Source organism: Dyella dinghuensis (assembly GCF_003977615.1).
Classification (GTDB): Bacteria; Pseudomonadota; Gammaproteobacteria; order Xanthomonadales; family Rhodanobacteraceae; genus Dyella_B; species Dyella_B dinghuensis.
In genome coordinates this window covers 432555-447336 of record NZ_RYZR01000007.1, presented here as the reverse complement: position 1 = coordinate 447336, position 14782 = coordinate 432555, and the positions used below count along the sequence as shown (strand labels likewise).

The 14782-nt window shown below is 60.1% G+C and carries 10 protein-coding genes; 4 read left to right on the top strand and 6 right to left on the bottom strand.

The window, feature by feature from the left end; translation table 11 throughout:
- Positions 1–50 precede the first annotated feature (50 nt).
- From EKH79_RS15750 to EKH79_RS15740, 3 genes are all read left to right on the top strand, one after another.
- Positions 51–785 (top strand): response regulator transcription factor, encoded by a 735-nt coding sequence (locus EKH79_RS15750; protein WP_233590355.1) that lies wholly within the window; start codon positions 51–53, stop codon positions 783–785.
- A gap of 389 nt (positions 786–1174) precedes the next feature.
- Positions 1175–7501: an ESPR-type extended signal peptide-containing protein gene (locus EKH79_RS18965; protein WP_199754354.1), complete on the top strand. Its 6327-nt coding sequence runs from the start codon at positions 1175–1177 to the stop codon at positions 7499–7501.
- A 140-nt stretch (positions 7502–7641) separates the two neighbouring features.
- Positions 7642–9612 (top strand): S8 family serine peptidase, encoded by a 1971-nt coding sequence (locus EKH79_RS15740; protein ID WP_126674772.1) that lies wholly within the window; start codon positions 7642–7644, stop codon positions 9610–9612.
- A gap of 73 nt (positions 9613–9685) precedes the next feature.
- On the opposite strand, the gene ahpD is transcribed toward EKH79_RS15740, so the two are convergent.
- Together ahpD and EKH79_RS15730 are read right to left on the bottom strand one after the other, a co-directional pair.
- The gene (gene ahpD, locus EKH79_RS15735; RefSeq protein WP_126674771.1) at positions 9686–10225 is read right to left on the bottom strand and encodes an alkylhydroperoxidase, AhpD family; all 540 of its coding nucleotides are present in this window, start codon (positions 10223–10225) and stop codon (positions 9686–9688) included.
- Positions 10226–10387: 162 nt separating this feature from the next.
- On the bottom strand, positions 10388–10927 hold the full coding sequence (locus tag EKH79_RS15730; protein WP_126674770.1) for a peroxiredoxin: 540 nt from the start codon (positions 10925–10927) through the stop codon (positions 10388–10390).
- A gap of 146 nt (positions 10928–11073) precedes the next feature.
- Between EKH79_RS15730 and oxyR the strand changes: the two genes are divergently transcribed.
- Entirely contained in the window at positions 11074–12021 is a 948-nt protein-coding gene (gene oxyR, locus EKH79_RS15725) for a DNA-binding transcriptional regulator OxyR (protein ID WP_126674769.1), read from the top strand.
- A gap of 27 nt (positions 12022–12048) precedes the next feature.
- On the opposite strand, the gene msrA is transcribed toward oxyR, so the two are convergent.
- From msrA to EKH79_RS15705, 4 genes are all read right to left on the bottom strand, one after another.
- Positions 12049–12705 carry a peptide-methionine (S)-S-oxide reductase MsrA gene (gene msrA, locus EKH79_RS15720; protein ID WP_126674768.1) on the bottom strand — a complete coding sequence of 219 codons (657 nt, stop codon included), beginning with the start codon at positions 12703–12705 and terminating at the stop codon, positions 12049–12051.
- A 33-nt stretch (positions 12706–12738) separates the two neighbouring features.
- A complete protein-coding gene (locus EKH79_RS15715) occupies positions 12739–13257 on the bottom strand; it encodes an adenine phosphoribosyltransferase (RefSeq protein ID WP_126674767.1) in 519 nt (172 codons plus the stop codon).
- Positions 13258–13490: 233 nt separating this feature from the next.
- Entirely contained in the window at positions 13491–13769 is a 279-nt protein-coding gene (locus EKH79_RS15710) for a putative signal transducing protein (RefSeq protein WP_126674766.1), read from the bottom strand.
- A 38-nt stretch (positions 13770–13807) separates the two neighbouring features.
- Positions 13808–14773, bottom strand: coding sequence for a Nudix family hydrolase (locus EKH79_RS15705; RefSeq protein WP_233590354.1), 966 nt, complete (start codon positions 14771–14773; stop codon positions 13808–13810).
- Positions 14774–14782: the final 9 nt, after the last annotated feature.

Here is a 14782-nt window from a genome sequence, read left to right as displayed (position 1 = left end):
GGGATGAGCGCGACATGTCAATGAGGGGTCACCGGCATTTGGCCGGATACGTGTCTACACCACCGATTCGCGTCGCCGTACTCGAAGACGACGACGCATTGCGCGAAGAAATTTTGTTGCCCGCACTGAGCGACTACGGGTTCAGCACACAAGGCGCCGCCTCGGCGGCCGATCTTTACCGCCATATGTTGTCGCAGCAATTCGACATGGTGGTTCTGGACATCGGTCTTCCTGATGAGGACGGCCTTACTGTCGCGCGGCATCTGCGCACGATGTCCGACATCGGCATCGTCATGCTGACCGGATCGACGGATCGGCAACATCAAATCCAGGCCTTGCACAGCGGCGCCGACGGTTACCTGATAAAACCTATCGACCTGGACGTACTCGCCGCTGCGCTGCACAGCCTTGCACGCCGCATGGCACCGTTTCCGCAAGGCATGGTTGCCGATCAAGCGCCCACACCTCGTTGGCGATTGGAGGCCGACGGGTGGCGGCTCGTATCGCCACGCGGGAAGATCGTTGCGCTTACCGCTATCGAGCAATGCGTGCTGACAACGCTGACGAGCGCAAGCGACGAGCCGGTATCGCGCGAATCCCTGATTCAGGCGTTGAACCACAACCGCTACGACTCCGATCCGCATAGCCTCGAGATGATCATCCATCGGCTTCGCCGAAAAGTGCATACGCAGACCAAGGAAATGCTGCCGCTGCTCACCGTGCGCAACAAGGGCTACATGCTGCCAGGTGACGCATGGCATAAGCCGACAATGGCCGTCGGATAACAACGCACCTCGCTACGGTCATTCACCGCACTTCATCGCCGGACGTGCGGACCATGCGCCCGTCATCGATCCACACACCATACGCATTCGTAAGGCTGCAACGCCGCATGTTTCCTGCGACAGGCATCGCTGACGCGTGTGTGAGGAAACGTGAGTAAGTGTGAAAGAGGTGAATTTTCGTGGTTTTCCGTGCGTGACAGTTCTTTCCGCGAATCGTGATGCTCGCTATGCGCCACCTGCCCAGGCTCGACACAAACAGACCATCGGCAGCGGCCATACACGAATAGCAGGATCGAGGGGAACTCCTTTCCGGCTTCCATTGCCTCGACGCACGCATGCGTTGCCGTGCGCGTCCTGCATTCCTTATCCGCATGGAGGAAATAGCAAGCATGAACAGGATCTACAGCAAAGTCTGGAACGCATCGCTAGGCGCTGTCGTGGTGGCGTCGGAATTGGCCAGCAGCGACGCTGTCGTCGACAGCCGCAAACAACAACGCTCCAGCCTTCGGCTCGTCGGCATTTCTGCCGCCATCATGCTGGCTATGGCGTTGGCGCCAAAGTCTGCGCGCGCCGATGTGTGTTCGGGTTCGTTTGCTCCCGCCAATCAGCCTTCTGCACTGAGCGACGCGTTCGCCTGCGGTTCGCTCGCGTCGGCACTGGGCAACTACAGCACCGCGTTGGGCAATCGTTCGTTGGCGATGGGCGATTACTCGACGGCACTGGGTTATATGTCGACCGCACGCGGCGGCAACAGCGTCGCGATTGGGCATGACGCTTTTGCCTCTGGCATCAGCAGCATCGCGCTTGGGCAAGACAGCGTCGCATCGGGCGACAACAGCGTGGCGCTTGGCAACGGATCGGTTGCCGATGTCGATAACGTCGTCTCCGTGGGTAGCGCAGGCAACGAGCGCCGTGTCACGAATGTTGCCGACGGCATCGATGCCCACGACGCGGTCAACAAGTCGCAGTTGGACACCGTGGCCAGCAGCGTGAGCGATGCGCAGCATTACTTCAAAGCCAATGGCGCCCGCGATGGCAGCGACGATGCCAATGCAACGGGCACGTACGCGACGGCAGCGGGCGCATACAGCACTGCCAATGGCAGCTACAGCACTGCTACCGGTGTTGGTGCTGAGGCCGATGGCAGCGAATCTCTAGCACAAGGTTCTTATGCGTGGGCTCAAGGGAATAGCGCTACGGCGTTGGGCACATCCAGTCTTGCTTCGGGTGACGATACGACAGCCGTTGGTGCAGAGTCCTTCGCGTACGGTCAAAACGCCACGGCAGTCGGCAGTCTTTCCTTCGCCAATGGCGCCAATTCCACGGCACTGGGCACGGACAGCTTCGCGCTGACGCGCAATGCCATGGCACTGGGCTACAACGCGCAAGCGCTCACCGCAGGCAGCGTTGCACTGGGTGCCAACTCTGTCGCGAACCGTGCCAACGCTGTATCGGTAGGCCGTGTAGGTCAGGAACGTCAGATCACCAACGTGGCTGCCGGCACGCTGGCTACGGATGCGGTGAACAAATCGCAGCTGGATGATTTGACGAACAGCGTTGACGACGCCGCTCACTATTTCGCCGCCAACGGTCAAGGCAACGACGACGCCATCGCCAGCAGCGATTACGGTACAGCCGCCGGCTCGGGCAGCTTCGCGATGGGCGACGGCGCATCGGCCTTTGGCAGTGGCGCGAATGCGATTGGCAACTTCAGCAGTGCGGTGGGCTACGGCAGTGCTGCCATCGCTAACAACAGCGTGGCGCTAGGCTCCAACTCTGTCGCCGATCGCGACAACACTGTCTCGGTAGGCACTAACGGCGCGGAACGTCAGATCACCAACGTCGCAGCGGGCACGCAGGCGACTGATGCCGTCAACAAATCACAGTTAGATGGCTTGGCCAGCAGCGTGAGCGATGCTCAGCATTACTTCAAGGCCAACGGCGCCAATGATGGCAGCGATGATGCCAGCGCAACGGGCTCGTACGCGACGGCAGCCGGTGCATACAGCACGGCTACTGGCGACTACAGCACTGCCACGGGTTTTGGCGCTGAAGCCGACGGCATTCAGTCGTTGGCTCAAGGCACCTATGCCTGGGCCAATGGGAGTGGCGCTACCGCATTGGGTGCGGATAGCTTTGCCTACGGGGACTACACCACGGCCGTCGGCACGAATTCTTTTGCATGGAGCAACGGTTCGACCGCGGTTGGTAACGAAGCCTTCGCTAACGGCATCAACGCCACCGCACTCGGTAACGACAGCTACGCGCAGGCGCGCAATGCCACAGCGCTGGGTTACAACGCACAAGCGCTTACTCTGGGCAGCGTCGCGGTGGGCGCAAACTCCATCGCCAATCGTGCCAACTCGGTATCGGTAGGCCGCGTAGGTCACGAACGTCAGGTCACCAACGTTGCTGCCGGCACGCAAGGTACAGACGCAGTGAACAAGTCGCAGCTTGATGACTTGGCCAGCGCCGTTGGTGACGCTTCTCACTATTTCGCGGCCAATGGCCAAGGCAACGACGACGCCATTGCTGCGGGTCAATACAGCACTGCTGCGGGTTCGGGCAGCTTTGCGATGAGCGATGGTGCGTCGGCATTCGGTAGCGGAGCGAATGCAATCGGTCAGTACAGTCTTGCTTCCGGTTATGGAAGTGTCGCGCTCGGCGATTACAGCTCAGCATTTGGCGCCAATAGCCAAACCAGTGGCGAAGGTAGCGCGGCGCTTGGCAGCGGTGCGATTGCGCAAGGCGACTACGCGATCGCAACGGGCTACGATGCGTCGGCGTCTGGGCTAGGTGCTTCAGCCATTGGTGCAAAGGCGTCAGCTGGCATAGACGCTACCGCGGTGGGCTATCTCAGCAATGCATCGGGTGTGTTTTCGCTGGCCAGTGGCATTGGTGCAGCCGCAACCGGTAACTACAGCACCGCTATGGGTGGCGCCGCATTCGCCATTGATCCCATTGAGGGGACTATTTGGCTCGGACGAACCGCTACAGCCAGCAGTGACGGTTCGACTGCACTTGGCAGCGGAGCCTGGGCCACGGGCGATGCGAGCACGGCGGCCGGCATGATCTCCACCGCCAGCGGCATTCAATCGACGGCCTATGGCTCCTGGGCCAAGGCCTTCGGAGATGGCTCGACATCGATCGGTTCGACGGCGGTGGCCAACGCCGATATGTCCAGCGCAATCGGTGAAGGTTCCTGGGCGGACGGCGTTAACAGCGTGGCGCTGGGTGCAAATGCTTATGCCGATCGCGACAACAGCGTTTCGGTAGGCAGCGTTGGCAATGAACGACAAATCACCAACGTGGCAGCCGGCACACAAGACACCGATGCGGTGAACAAGGCGCAGCTCGATGCACTCGACGCTAACCACTACTTCGCCGCCAACGGTCAAGGCAATGATGACGCCATAGCGTCCGGTCAATACAGCACCGCTGCAGGTTCGGGCAGCTTTGCGATGGGTGATGGCGCCTCGGCGTTCGGTAGCGGTGCCAATGCGATTGGTAGCTTCAGCAGTGCCATCGGCTATGGCAGCGCCGCGATCGCGAATAACAGCGTGGCCCTTGGCGCCAACTCCGTTGCCGATCGTGACAACACCGTCTCGATAGGTAGTGCGGGCGCCGAACGTCAGATCACCAACGTAGCGGCTGGCACACAAGCAACGGATGCGGTGAACAAATCGCAGCTGGATGGTTTGGCTGGTAGCGTTAATGCCGCGAGCCATTACTTCGCTGCTAATGGTCGCGGCGATGGCAGCGATGATGCGCAGGCAGATGGACGCAAAGCAGTCGCTAGCGGCGCGAACAGCTACGCGCAAGGCGACGCCAGCATCGCCAGCGGTTTCGGTAGCTACGCGTACGCCACCAACAGCATCGCTATCGGCACCAACACGTTTGCTTTCGGCAACAGCAGCGTCGCCATTGGCAACAACAGTTGGGCCACCGGCAACAATAGTGTTGCAGAGGGTCACAACAGTTATGCCTCAGGGAACGCCAGCATATCTATCGGTGCTCAAAGCGGTGCATATGCTGGCGGCAGTGTCGCTCTGGGCAGTCAAGCCGAAGCTCAGTCCAATGCGAGCACCGCTCTGGGCTATGCCGCACAGGCCACATCCACCAACTCGGTGGCACTGGGTGCACGCTCCGTGTCCGACCGCGACGACACTGTTTCCGTCGGTAGCGCTGGCGCAGAACGTCAAATCACCAACGTGGCCGCTGGCACACAAGCCACCGATGCGGTGAACAAGTCGCAGTTGGATGCGGTGACCAGTAGCACCAGCTCAGCCAGCCATTACTTCGCCGCTACCGGTCAGGGTAACGACGATGCCATTGCTGCGGGTCAGAACAGTACGGCCGCAGGCTCGGGCAGCTTCGCGATGAGCGATGGTGCTTCCGCATTCGGTAGTGGCGCCAATGCGATCGGCGCGAACAGTATTGCCATGGGCTACAGCAGCACCGCCCTGAGCGATTCGAGCGCAGCCATTGGCAACAATGCGCAAGCCAATGCACAAGCTGCCATGGCCATTGGTGCCAACACGACGGCCAACGGTACAGGTTCGATGGCCTTGAATGGTGCGACCGTCAAGGACGGCGGCAACTTCAGCATGGGTCTTGGCCAGTTCGCCACGGTTGGCGCGAATGCGCAAAACAGCGTTGCCATGGGCACGATTGCGAGTGTCGGCGCAAATGCCTCCAATGGCGTGGCCATAGGCACCTCCGCATCCGTATTCGGCAATACCCAAAATGCCATCGCAATCGGCACCAGCGCCTACGCTACGCAGAATTTCGCTACCGCCATTGGCGGTTTCGCCACCTTTGACAACGGCCAGCCGTTTGGCGTGAACGGCCAAACCTTGGCAACTGGCGTGGGATCCGTGGCGCTGGGCGGCAATGCCATCGCAGCGGGAGACGAAAGCGTGGCTGTTGGCATCGCCTCGCGTTCGCCGGGCTCACGTTCGGTGGCAGTCGGTGCAGGTGCAGGCCTCAATGGCATCACCGACTCAAGCGTTGCTATCGGCACGATGAGCTCTGTCACGGGCAACAACGCCGTAGCCTTGGGCGCATCGTCCGTCGCCGATCGCGACAACACGATCTCGGTGGGTTCAGCCGGCAACGAGCGTCAGGTCACCAACGTCGCTGCGGGTACGCAAGCCACCGATGCGGTGAACAAGTCGCAGTTGGATTCAGTCGCGAATGCGGGAGCTCAAACCAATCGCTACTTCAAGGCCAACGGCAAAAACGATGGCACCGACGACGCCAAGGCCAGCGGCACGCAATCGGTAGCTAGCGGCGCTAACGCCAAAGCAACTGCCGACGGATCGGTGGCCATGGGTGCATCGAGCACCGCAAACGGCGTGCAGAGCGCTGCGCTCGGCTTCAATGCCACCGCCGCAGGCAATGCCAGCATGGCGTTGGGTGCGAACAGCATGAGCATGGGCTACAACAGTGTGGCACTTGGCAATGGTAGCTTTGCCGATCGCGACAACTCGGTCTCCGTCGGCCGCGTGGGTGGCGAACGTCAGATCACCAATGTTGCAGCCGGCACCCAGGATACCGATGCGGTCAACGTTGCTCAGCTCAAGCAAACGGGTTTGGTGGATGCCAACGGCAACACTCTTTCGGCCATCACTTACGACGCGGGCAGCAGTCAAGGCTCGATCACGTTTGGCGGTAAGAGCGGAACGACACTGTCCAACCTGGCAGCCGGCCTGAACAACAACGATGCGGTGAACGTGAGCCAGTACAAATCACTGGCCTCGGTCATTGGCGGCAATGTCGCCATGGACGCCAACGGCATGATGGGCCTGCCGCAGTTCAGCATCCAGGGCAATATGTTCAACAACGTGAGTAGTGCATTCAGTGCGTTGGATGGTGCGATGACGGGCGCACTCAACAGCATCAATTCGTTGAATGGACGCGTCGGAAGTCTCGAAACTCAGGTAAGCAGCCTCGGCACCAGCACGCCTGTACCACCCGCAAACAACAATACGACAGGCACCACTACAACACTGGCTGCAAGCACGACCGATACAAACACCATCGCGGGCACGAACGCACAAGTCACCGGTACTGCTTCGAATGCCACGGCAGTGGGTGCAGGCAGCAATGTCACCGCATCGTCCGGTACCGCCGTTGGTCAAGGCAGCCAGGTCACTGCATCGAACGCTGTTGCCATCGGTGCAGGATCGGTCGCCGATCAGGCCAACACCGTATCGGTGGGTAGCGTTGGTGCGGAACGTCAAATCACCAATGTAGCGACGGGTGTCAATGCGACCGATGCTGCCAACGTCGGTCAAGTGACGGCTGCTACACAAACCGCGGTCACCGCTGCAAACGCGTATACCGATGCGAGTAGTGCAGAAACGCTGAGCAACGCCAATGCCTACACCGATCAGAAGACCGCTGGCCTCGTCAGCAGCGATAACTTCAATGCGTTCCGCGATCAGGTGAACAACCAGTTCCATACCGTCAACACTCGCTTGAATCGCGTTGGCGCCATGGGCACGGCCATGGCCGGCATGGCCGGCGCCATCGCTGCGGCGCCGGGCACCGACAACCGCGTCAGTGCGGCGGCCGGTACTTATGCCGGTCAGGCAGCGTTGGCTGTCGGCCTCGCTCATCGCATTTCGGATAACGGTGCCGTGCTGATCGGCGGCTCGATCTCTGGCGGCGGTGAATCCAGCGGCACGGTCGGCGTCAGCTTCGGCTGGTAACGAATCGCGTCCTCTTCTCGCAAGAGGCGCTTTGCACATCGCCATGCCGTTCGCGGCATGGCGAGAACAGGACGATGCACATCGTTCGCCCTTCCACCCGGGGCGCGGACAGCCCCGGGCCTCACTTCAAGGACTCATATATGAAGTCACTTCACTCTTTTCGAATCGGCGCGCTCGCTGCCGCTATGGTGTTGGCCATTCCGGCCCTTCACGCTGCGGACCTATCTAAATCTTCTCCCCGATTTATTGGCGTGGGCCAGGCGGGTGAGCAGAGCTTCGATCGCTTCATCATCACCTATAAAAACGGCTCGACCGAGCGCAGCAACAAAGACGCCGTGCTGCAAAACGTGAAAGCCGCCGTCAGCCGTGCGGGACTGGACCGTGCAACGAAGTCGTCCACGGGCGCCACCACGGCATCGCTGTCGGTGTCGTACAAGCGCAAACTTGCGGTGGGTTCGGATCTGGTGCGCACCTCGCGCAAGCTCAGTCAAAGTGAAGCGGATGCACTCGTCGCGCAGCTTGCAGCCGATCCGGCGGTTGCTTCCGTGCAGCGCGACTACAAGCGGTATGCGGTGAAGGACTTCGCTGCACCGGCTTCGTTGCAGGCGACGATGCTGGCTGCGGCGCAACCCCAGGCATTCACGCCCAATGATCCCTACTACCAGCAATACCAGTGGAATTTCTTCAATGCGACTGGTGGCGCCGACGTCAACAACGCATGGGACATCGCCGACGGTAGTGGCGTGACGGTTGCCGTCATTGACACCGGCATTACGCAGCACCCGGATCTGGACTACTCGCTCGCCACCAACAATATCGGATATGACTTCATCACCGATTCGTTCGTCTCTGGCCGCACGACGGACGATCGCGTCCCTGGCGGCTGGGATCTTGGCGACTGGGACAATACGCAGCCCTATCTGCAGGAGTGCTACGGGTCGAACAATCCCAACGACGGTGAACCGAGCAGCTGGCACGGTACGGTGGTGTCAGGCGAAGTCGCGGAACTCACGAACAATGGTTTGGGCATGGCCGGCGTTGCGTACAACGCCAAGGTGTTGCCAGTACGCGTGCTGGGCCATTGTGGCGGCTACGATTCCGACATTTCCGATGCGATCGAATGGGCATCCGGCGGTCACATCGACGGCGTGCCGGATCTCGCGCAACCCGCGCAGGTCATCAACATGAGTCTAGGCGGCCAGGGAACGTGCGACGCCAGCGTGCCCGAATACACCGCGATCAAGGATGCGATCAGCCGCGGCACCACGGTAGTAGTCGCTGCCGGTAACAGCACGGCGGATGTTTCCAACTTCACGCCGGCAAGCTGTCCGGGCGTTGTCGCCGTGGCGTCCAACGGCATCACGGGCAAGCGCGCGTTCTACTCCAACTACGGCAAGGGCGTGACGATTTCAGCGCCGGGTGGCGGCATCTATGCGAACGATGCGTCGTCGGGCACCGAAGTCGACAACGGCTTCGTCTGGCAGGCCATCAATGAAGGTACAACGACGCCCACTTATCCTGCCGATCCGACTGAGGCTTATGGCGGCATGGCGGGCACCTCGCAGGCATCCCCGCACGTTGCTGGCACGGTAGCGCTAGTCGTAGGTGCATTGAAGGAAGCCGGTCTGCCGGCACTGTCTCCAGCCGATATGACCAATGTGCTGGTGAAGTCGGCTCGTGCATTTCCCGTCACCGAGGATCACCCGATCGGGGCCGGCATCGTCGATGCGAATGCTGCAGTTAATCTGGCTTTGAACAATGACAACCCGCCGCCGAGCCCAGGCGACGATGCCACCCCGTTGACCAAGGGCGTGTTGTTGTCAGGTCAGAACTCCACGAGCACCGGCAACCTGTACTCGATTGTTGTTCCCGCAGGCGCCACCACGTTGAACATCCGCACGCTGGGCGGTTCGGGCAACGTAGGTTTGTATGTAAAGGCTGGCAGTGCTCCGTCCGCAAACGGCAGCAATGCCGATTTCAGCTCGATCAAACCGGGCACCAGCGAAGCGGTGGTTATTCCGCAACCGCAAGCGACCACGTACTACATCCTTGTCACTGCGCCACAAGGCAGCTTCAACAACATCTCGGTGTTGGCTGACTACAACCAGTAATCGGTGTTTGTACGTTGCAAAAAAAACCCCGGTACATGTGCCGGGGTTTTTGTTTAGCGTGTCGTTGCGTGTTTCAACCGGCAACGTCGGCCTGTTCGATTGCAACTGCCACTGCGTGAATCACCGCGGCAATGCGCGCAGCACTCTGGATCGGCTGCGCCGACAACCCATGTTTGCGTAGCGTCTTCTCATGCGATTCCAGACATTTCCCGCAACCGTTCACCGCAGAGACCGCCAGCGATGCAAGTTCGAAATCGATCTTGTCGCCACCCGGATTCGTCATCGCATTCATGCGCAAACCGGCGCGCAGCGTGCCGTACTCGGGCTCTTCAACCAGATGCAGAAAGCGATAGTAGATGTTGTTCATGCCCATGATCGCCGCGGCGACGCGAGCACCGTTGAGTTCTTCCGCACTAGCGTGCTTCGCCGCTTCTTCTGCGATGGCTGCCGTCAGCGGCTTGTAGCGCGAGGCAATCGCCGACGCGAGCGCGATCACGAAAATCTGCTTGTTCGTCAAACCCGGCGCACCACCTTCGCTCAACACGGAGTCGAGATTCAGGCGCAGGTCCTTCGCGTAATCGGGCAATTGGGCTTTCAGGTCGGCAAGGCTCATGGGACATCTCTTCGAATGGAGGACGCACGAGCACGCAGTCCATGCGCGGACTCAATGCATCAGCAGAATAAAAAAAGGCGGCGAAGCGGACTTCGCCGCCAGGATGACTCCGCGCGCTCCGATGGGGGAGGGGGTGAGCGGCGCGGAGTGCAAGTACTGGAATCAGGCGACCTTGAGGGTGTCTTCGCCTTGGCTCCAGTTGCAGGGGCACAGTTCGTCGGTCTGCAGTGCGTCCAGAACGCGCAGCACTTCAGCCGGGTTGCGGCCGACGGAACCGTCGGTCACGTAAACGAAACGGATGATGCCTTCCGGATCGACGAGGAACGTGGCGCGCTGAGCGACGCCGTCTTCGGTCAGGATGCCCAGCGCCGTGGTGAGGTCTTTCTTGATGTCGGCCAGCATCGGGAACTTCAGATCGCGCAGATCCTTGTGATCCTTGCGCCATGCCAGATGGACGAATTCGGAGTCCGTGCTGGCAGCCAGCACCTGGCAATCGCGGTCGGCGAACTGCTGGTTCACATCGCTGAAACCCTTGATTTCGGTCGGGCAAACGAAGGTGAAGTCCTTCGGGTAGAAGAACACGCACAGCCACTTGCCCTTGTACGTGGTGTTGTCGATGTTCTGGAAAGCCTTATCGAGGCTCTCGATCGAAACGGTGGCCGGAACGTTGAACTGCGGAAACTTGTCGCCGATGGTCAGCATGTAGTTGATCCTGTTTTTGAAGGCTTTCGGGAAGGTCACGCCGCTGCCTGCGGCGCTAACCCGACCAAAGATAGAGGCTCTTCTTGCATTGTTCAAATCGATTATTATCATAATGTTCATAGACGGCGCCTATAATCGGATCATCCATGAACCTGCGCGACCTTCATTACCTGGTAGCCCTGGCTGAGCATCGGCACTTTGGCCGAGCCGCCGAGGCGTGCTTCGTCAGCCAGCCCACCCTGTCCACGCAGATCAAGAAGCTTGAAGACGAACTGGGTGTGTCCCTGGTGGAGCGCACGCCGCGCAAGGTGTTGCTGACGGATGTAGGCCGCGATATCGCCAATCGCGCACGCGATGTGCTGAACGAGGTCGAGCAGATCAAGGGCGTTGCACGGCGCACGATCGATCCGGAATCGGGCACGGTGCGTCTGGGCATCTTTCCCACGCTTGGGCCCTATTTATTGCCGCACGTCATACCGATGGTGCGCGAACGTTTCCCGCGGCTCGAACTTTTGCTGGTCGAGGAAAAAACGGAGACGGTGCTGCATCGCCTGCGCGAAGGCAAACTCGATGTCGGCATTCTTGCGCTACCGATTCACGACGACAGCCTGCACACCGAATTCCTGTTCGAGGAGCCGTTCCTGCTTGCCGTGCCGCAATCGCACCCGCTAGCCAAGCACCCTGCCCTGAAGCTCGCCGATCTTTCCGATCAGAGTTTGCTGCTGCTGGAAGATGGCCACTGCCTGCGCGATCAAGCGTTGGAGGTTTGCCATATGGCCGGCGCGGGCGAGAAGAGCGGTTTTCGCGCGACCAGTCTGGAAACCTTGCGCCAGATGGTGGCGTCAAACGTGGGCATTACGTTGCTACCGACGCTGGCTGTGAAGCCGCCCGTTGCACAAGCGCCCAATCTGCAGCTGGTGGAATTCAGCGGGCACGCACCCAGCCGCCGTATCGCGATGGTGTGGCGAAAGAGTTCGGCCATGAGCGGCTTTCTGAAACAGCTTGCTGGCGTGTTCAAGGATCTGCCGCGCGACTTGCTCGATCCGCACAGCGCGGCAACTGCTTCAACACCAAGACGCCGCAAACTCGCCTAAGCGCGTCGACGTCGAACAGGTGCCCTCTCAAGCGTTTGCCGCAAGTCCAATAGGACACGTCACACCGGTTCCGCCGAGACCGCAATAACCTTCCGGATTCTTAGACAGGTATTGCTGATGGTCGTCTTCGGCAAAATAGAACGGTCCAGCCATTGCAATTTCCGTCGTGATGTTGCCGTAGCCCTTGCGCGCCAGCTCGGCCTGAAAACGCCTCGCTGAAGCTTGCGCAATGGACAGTTGCGCTACGCTGGACGTATAGACGGCCGAACGGTATTGCGTGCCCGTATCGTTGCCCTGACGCATGCCTTGCGTGGGGTCATGGTTTTCCCAGAACGTTTTCAGCAGCGTATCGAACGACACGCGTACCGGGTCATAAACCACGTGCACCACTTCCGCGTGTCCGGTCATACCCGAACATACTTCGCGATAGCTGGGATTGGGCGTGTAGCCTCCGGCGTAACCCACCGCCGTCGTCAGCACGCCAGGAATGTTCCAAAACTTCTTTTCGGCACCCCAAAAGCAGCCCATGCCCAACAACACGCTTTCGCTGTTTGGAAAAGCTTCGGGATGCAACGCACGGCCGTGAACATGATGTTCGTCAGCGGGAATGATCGGTTGCTCGCGTCCAGGCAAGGCGTCGTCCCGATGAGGCAAGCGCTGTTTCCAAGCACCGATGCCAAGCATGGTCGAACCTCCACTTTCAGGAACTACAGTGAATCAATAGTGCAGCACAGTACGCAACGGTACGCGTTCCGGCCAAAGGGCACGTCCTTGTAACGCTAATAATTCGATAACAACGGATGCGCCTACCAAATCGGCACCCAGTTGTTCCAATAAGTTACGTGCAGCACCTAAAGTGCCGCCTGTCGCCAGAACATCATCGACAAGAAGAATGCGTTCACCTTTGCGAATCGTCCCTTCACGTGCTTCGAGACGATCGGTACCGTATTCGAGCTTGTAATCAGCATGCATGACAGGCGGTGGTAACTTGCCGGGTTTGCGCAGCGGTATAAAACCGGCTTTCAATTTTTGTGCGAGTGCCGCGGCAAAAATAAATCCGCGCGATTCGACGCCGCACACGGCTTGCACGTTGCTTTGCAACCACGGTTCGGCCATGGCATCAATGCAACGCGCAAACGCAGCGCCATCGGCAAGCAACGGTGTGATATCGCGAAACACAATGCCAGGCTTCGGAAAATCCGGCACCGCGCGAATCAGATCTTCAAACGATGTCATGCATGCACTCCGTTATGTCGTAAATACGGTCAGGCGCGCCGACGAGGGCGCATCGCACCCGAGAGGATACCCGCTAGCGCGAGCAGCCATCCGGCCCACGTGCGCATAGACTACAAACAGGCTGGTACTGAAAAACCGCGGTGCGCCGATCACCATCTTGATGATGGCCGCGCATGGACATTTCGCTGCCGACGCCCGCTGGCGTCGCGATAGACGTATTGAACATGGCCGCCTCAACCGATTGCGGGCAGCAAGTCGCCGGTATCGTCGTCCAGCTCCCGGATCGCCGATCGCGCTTCTGTCAGCGCACGGTCGATGTCGCGCACGATGGGCTCGGCCACATCGATGCTCGAATCAGGCACCAATACCGCTACGTAATCCATGGCTGGCAGCTGTCCCACGCCGCCAGTGAGATATTCGCCGGCAATGAATGCGGGCACGTCGGCGTTCTCAAGCGCATCCTTCACCAGATGGGCGTCGATGAGGTTCTGGGCTCGATAGACGATGCGCATGTCTGCACGCTACTGCTGCCGATGGGATTGAGCAAGCGTCACCAGAACGCGCGGATGCCCGCCACGCCCTGGGCGCTGTTTTCACGTGCCTTACCGAGCATGGCCGGCGTCACGCCACCCAGTGCATAGACCGGCAGCGCAGCGCTATCGGCCAGCTGCTGGAATTGAGGCCAGCCGAGTGCCGGTGCGCCGGGGTGACTGGCCGTGGCCTCCACGGGCGACAGCGTCGCGAAGTCGGCACCAATGCTGACCGCGTGACTCAGTTGCGAAGCATTGTGACAGCTCGTGCCGACCACCTGCCCCCACGGCAACGGACGGGCATCCAGCTCCATCAACTGTGCAGAGGTGAGATGCACACCGATGCCCGATCCGAGATCGAGCGCGCCATCGATATCGCCATTGAGTAACAGACAGGCACCGTGTTCAACGACATGCGGTTGCAGGCGTGCAGCAAGGGCGCGGACCTGCATCGCCGAGCACGCGGGCAATCGCAGCTGGATCAAACGCGCACCGTTTTCGACGGCCGCTTTCACACGCACGAACCACTCGTCAATGTATTCGGGCAAGACATCCGCGGGTGTGATCGCGTACATCGCCGGCAAACGCAAAGCCTGCAAAATCGGGCGATCGGCTGGCGCCAGCGTCGCGATGTCGACACGCGATGGCCATTCCCATTGGATGGCCTGCCCTTCCAGCGAAACCGGTGTGCCCTGCCAACGTGTGAATTCCCACGCATCAAGCAACAGATCGCGGTCGCCATAACGCCACGGCACACGAATCAACGCCGTGCCATCGGCAGGATCAATACGAATACCCAGCTCTTCGTGCAATTCACGCACTAATGCGTGCTGCGGCGATTCGCCCGGTTCCAGCTTGCCACCGGGAAACTCCCAGAATCCGGCCAGATGCTTGCCTTCGGGACGTTGCGCAAGCAGCACCCTGCCCTGCGTATCGCGCAGCACGCCAGCCATGACATGCAGCGATGCACCGGCGCGGTCGTTCACGAAAGAAGA

Bases quoted from the DNA above. Each gene is read 5' to 3' on its own strand.
- EKH79_RS18965 (WP_199754354.1), top strand. From the start codon at position 1,175: ATGAACAGGATCTACAGCAAAGTCTGGAACGCATCGCTAGGCGCTGTC.
- EKH79_RS15740 (WP_126674772.1), top strand. From the start codon at position 7,642: ATGAAGTCACTTCACTCTTTTCGAATCGGCGCGCTCGCTGCCGCTATG.
- ahpD (WP_126674771.1), bottom strand. From the start codon at position 10,225: ATGAGCCTTGCCGACCTGAAAGCCCAATTGCCCGATTACGCGAAGGAC.
- EKH79_RS15730 (WP_126674770.1), bottom strand. From the start codon at position 10,927: ATGCTGACCATCGGCGACAAGTTTCCGCAGTTCAACGTTCCGGCCACC.
- oxyR (WP_126674769.1), top strand. From the start codon at position 11,074: ATGAACCTGCGCGACCTTCATTACCTGGTAGCCCTGGCTGAGCATCGG.
- msrA (WP_126674768.1), bottom strand. From the start codon at position 12,705: ATGCTTGGCATCGGTGCTTGGAAACAGCGCTTGCCTCATCGGGACGAC.
- EKH79_RS15715 (WP_126674767.1), bottom strand. From the start codon at position 13,257: ATGACATCGTTTGAAGATCTGATTCGCGCGGTGCCGGATTTTCCGAAG.
- EKH79_RS15710 (WP_126674766.1), bottom strand. From the start codon at position 13,769: ATGCGCATCGTCTATCGAGCCCAGAACCTCATCGACGCCCATCTGGTG.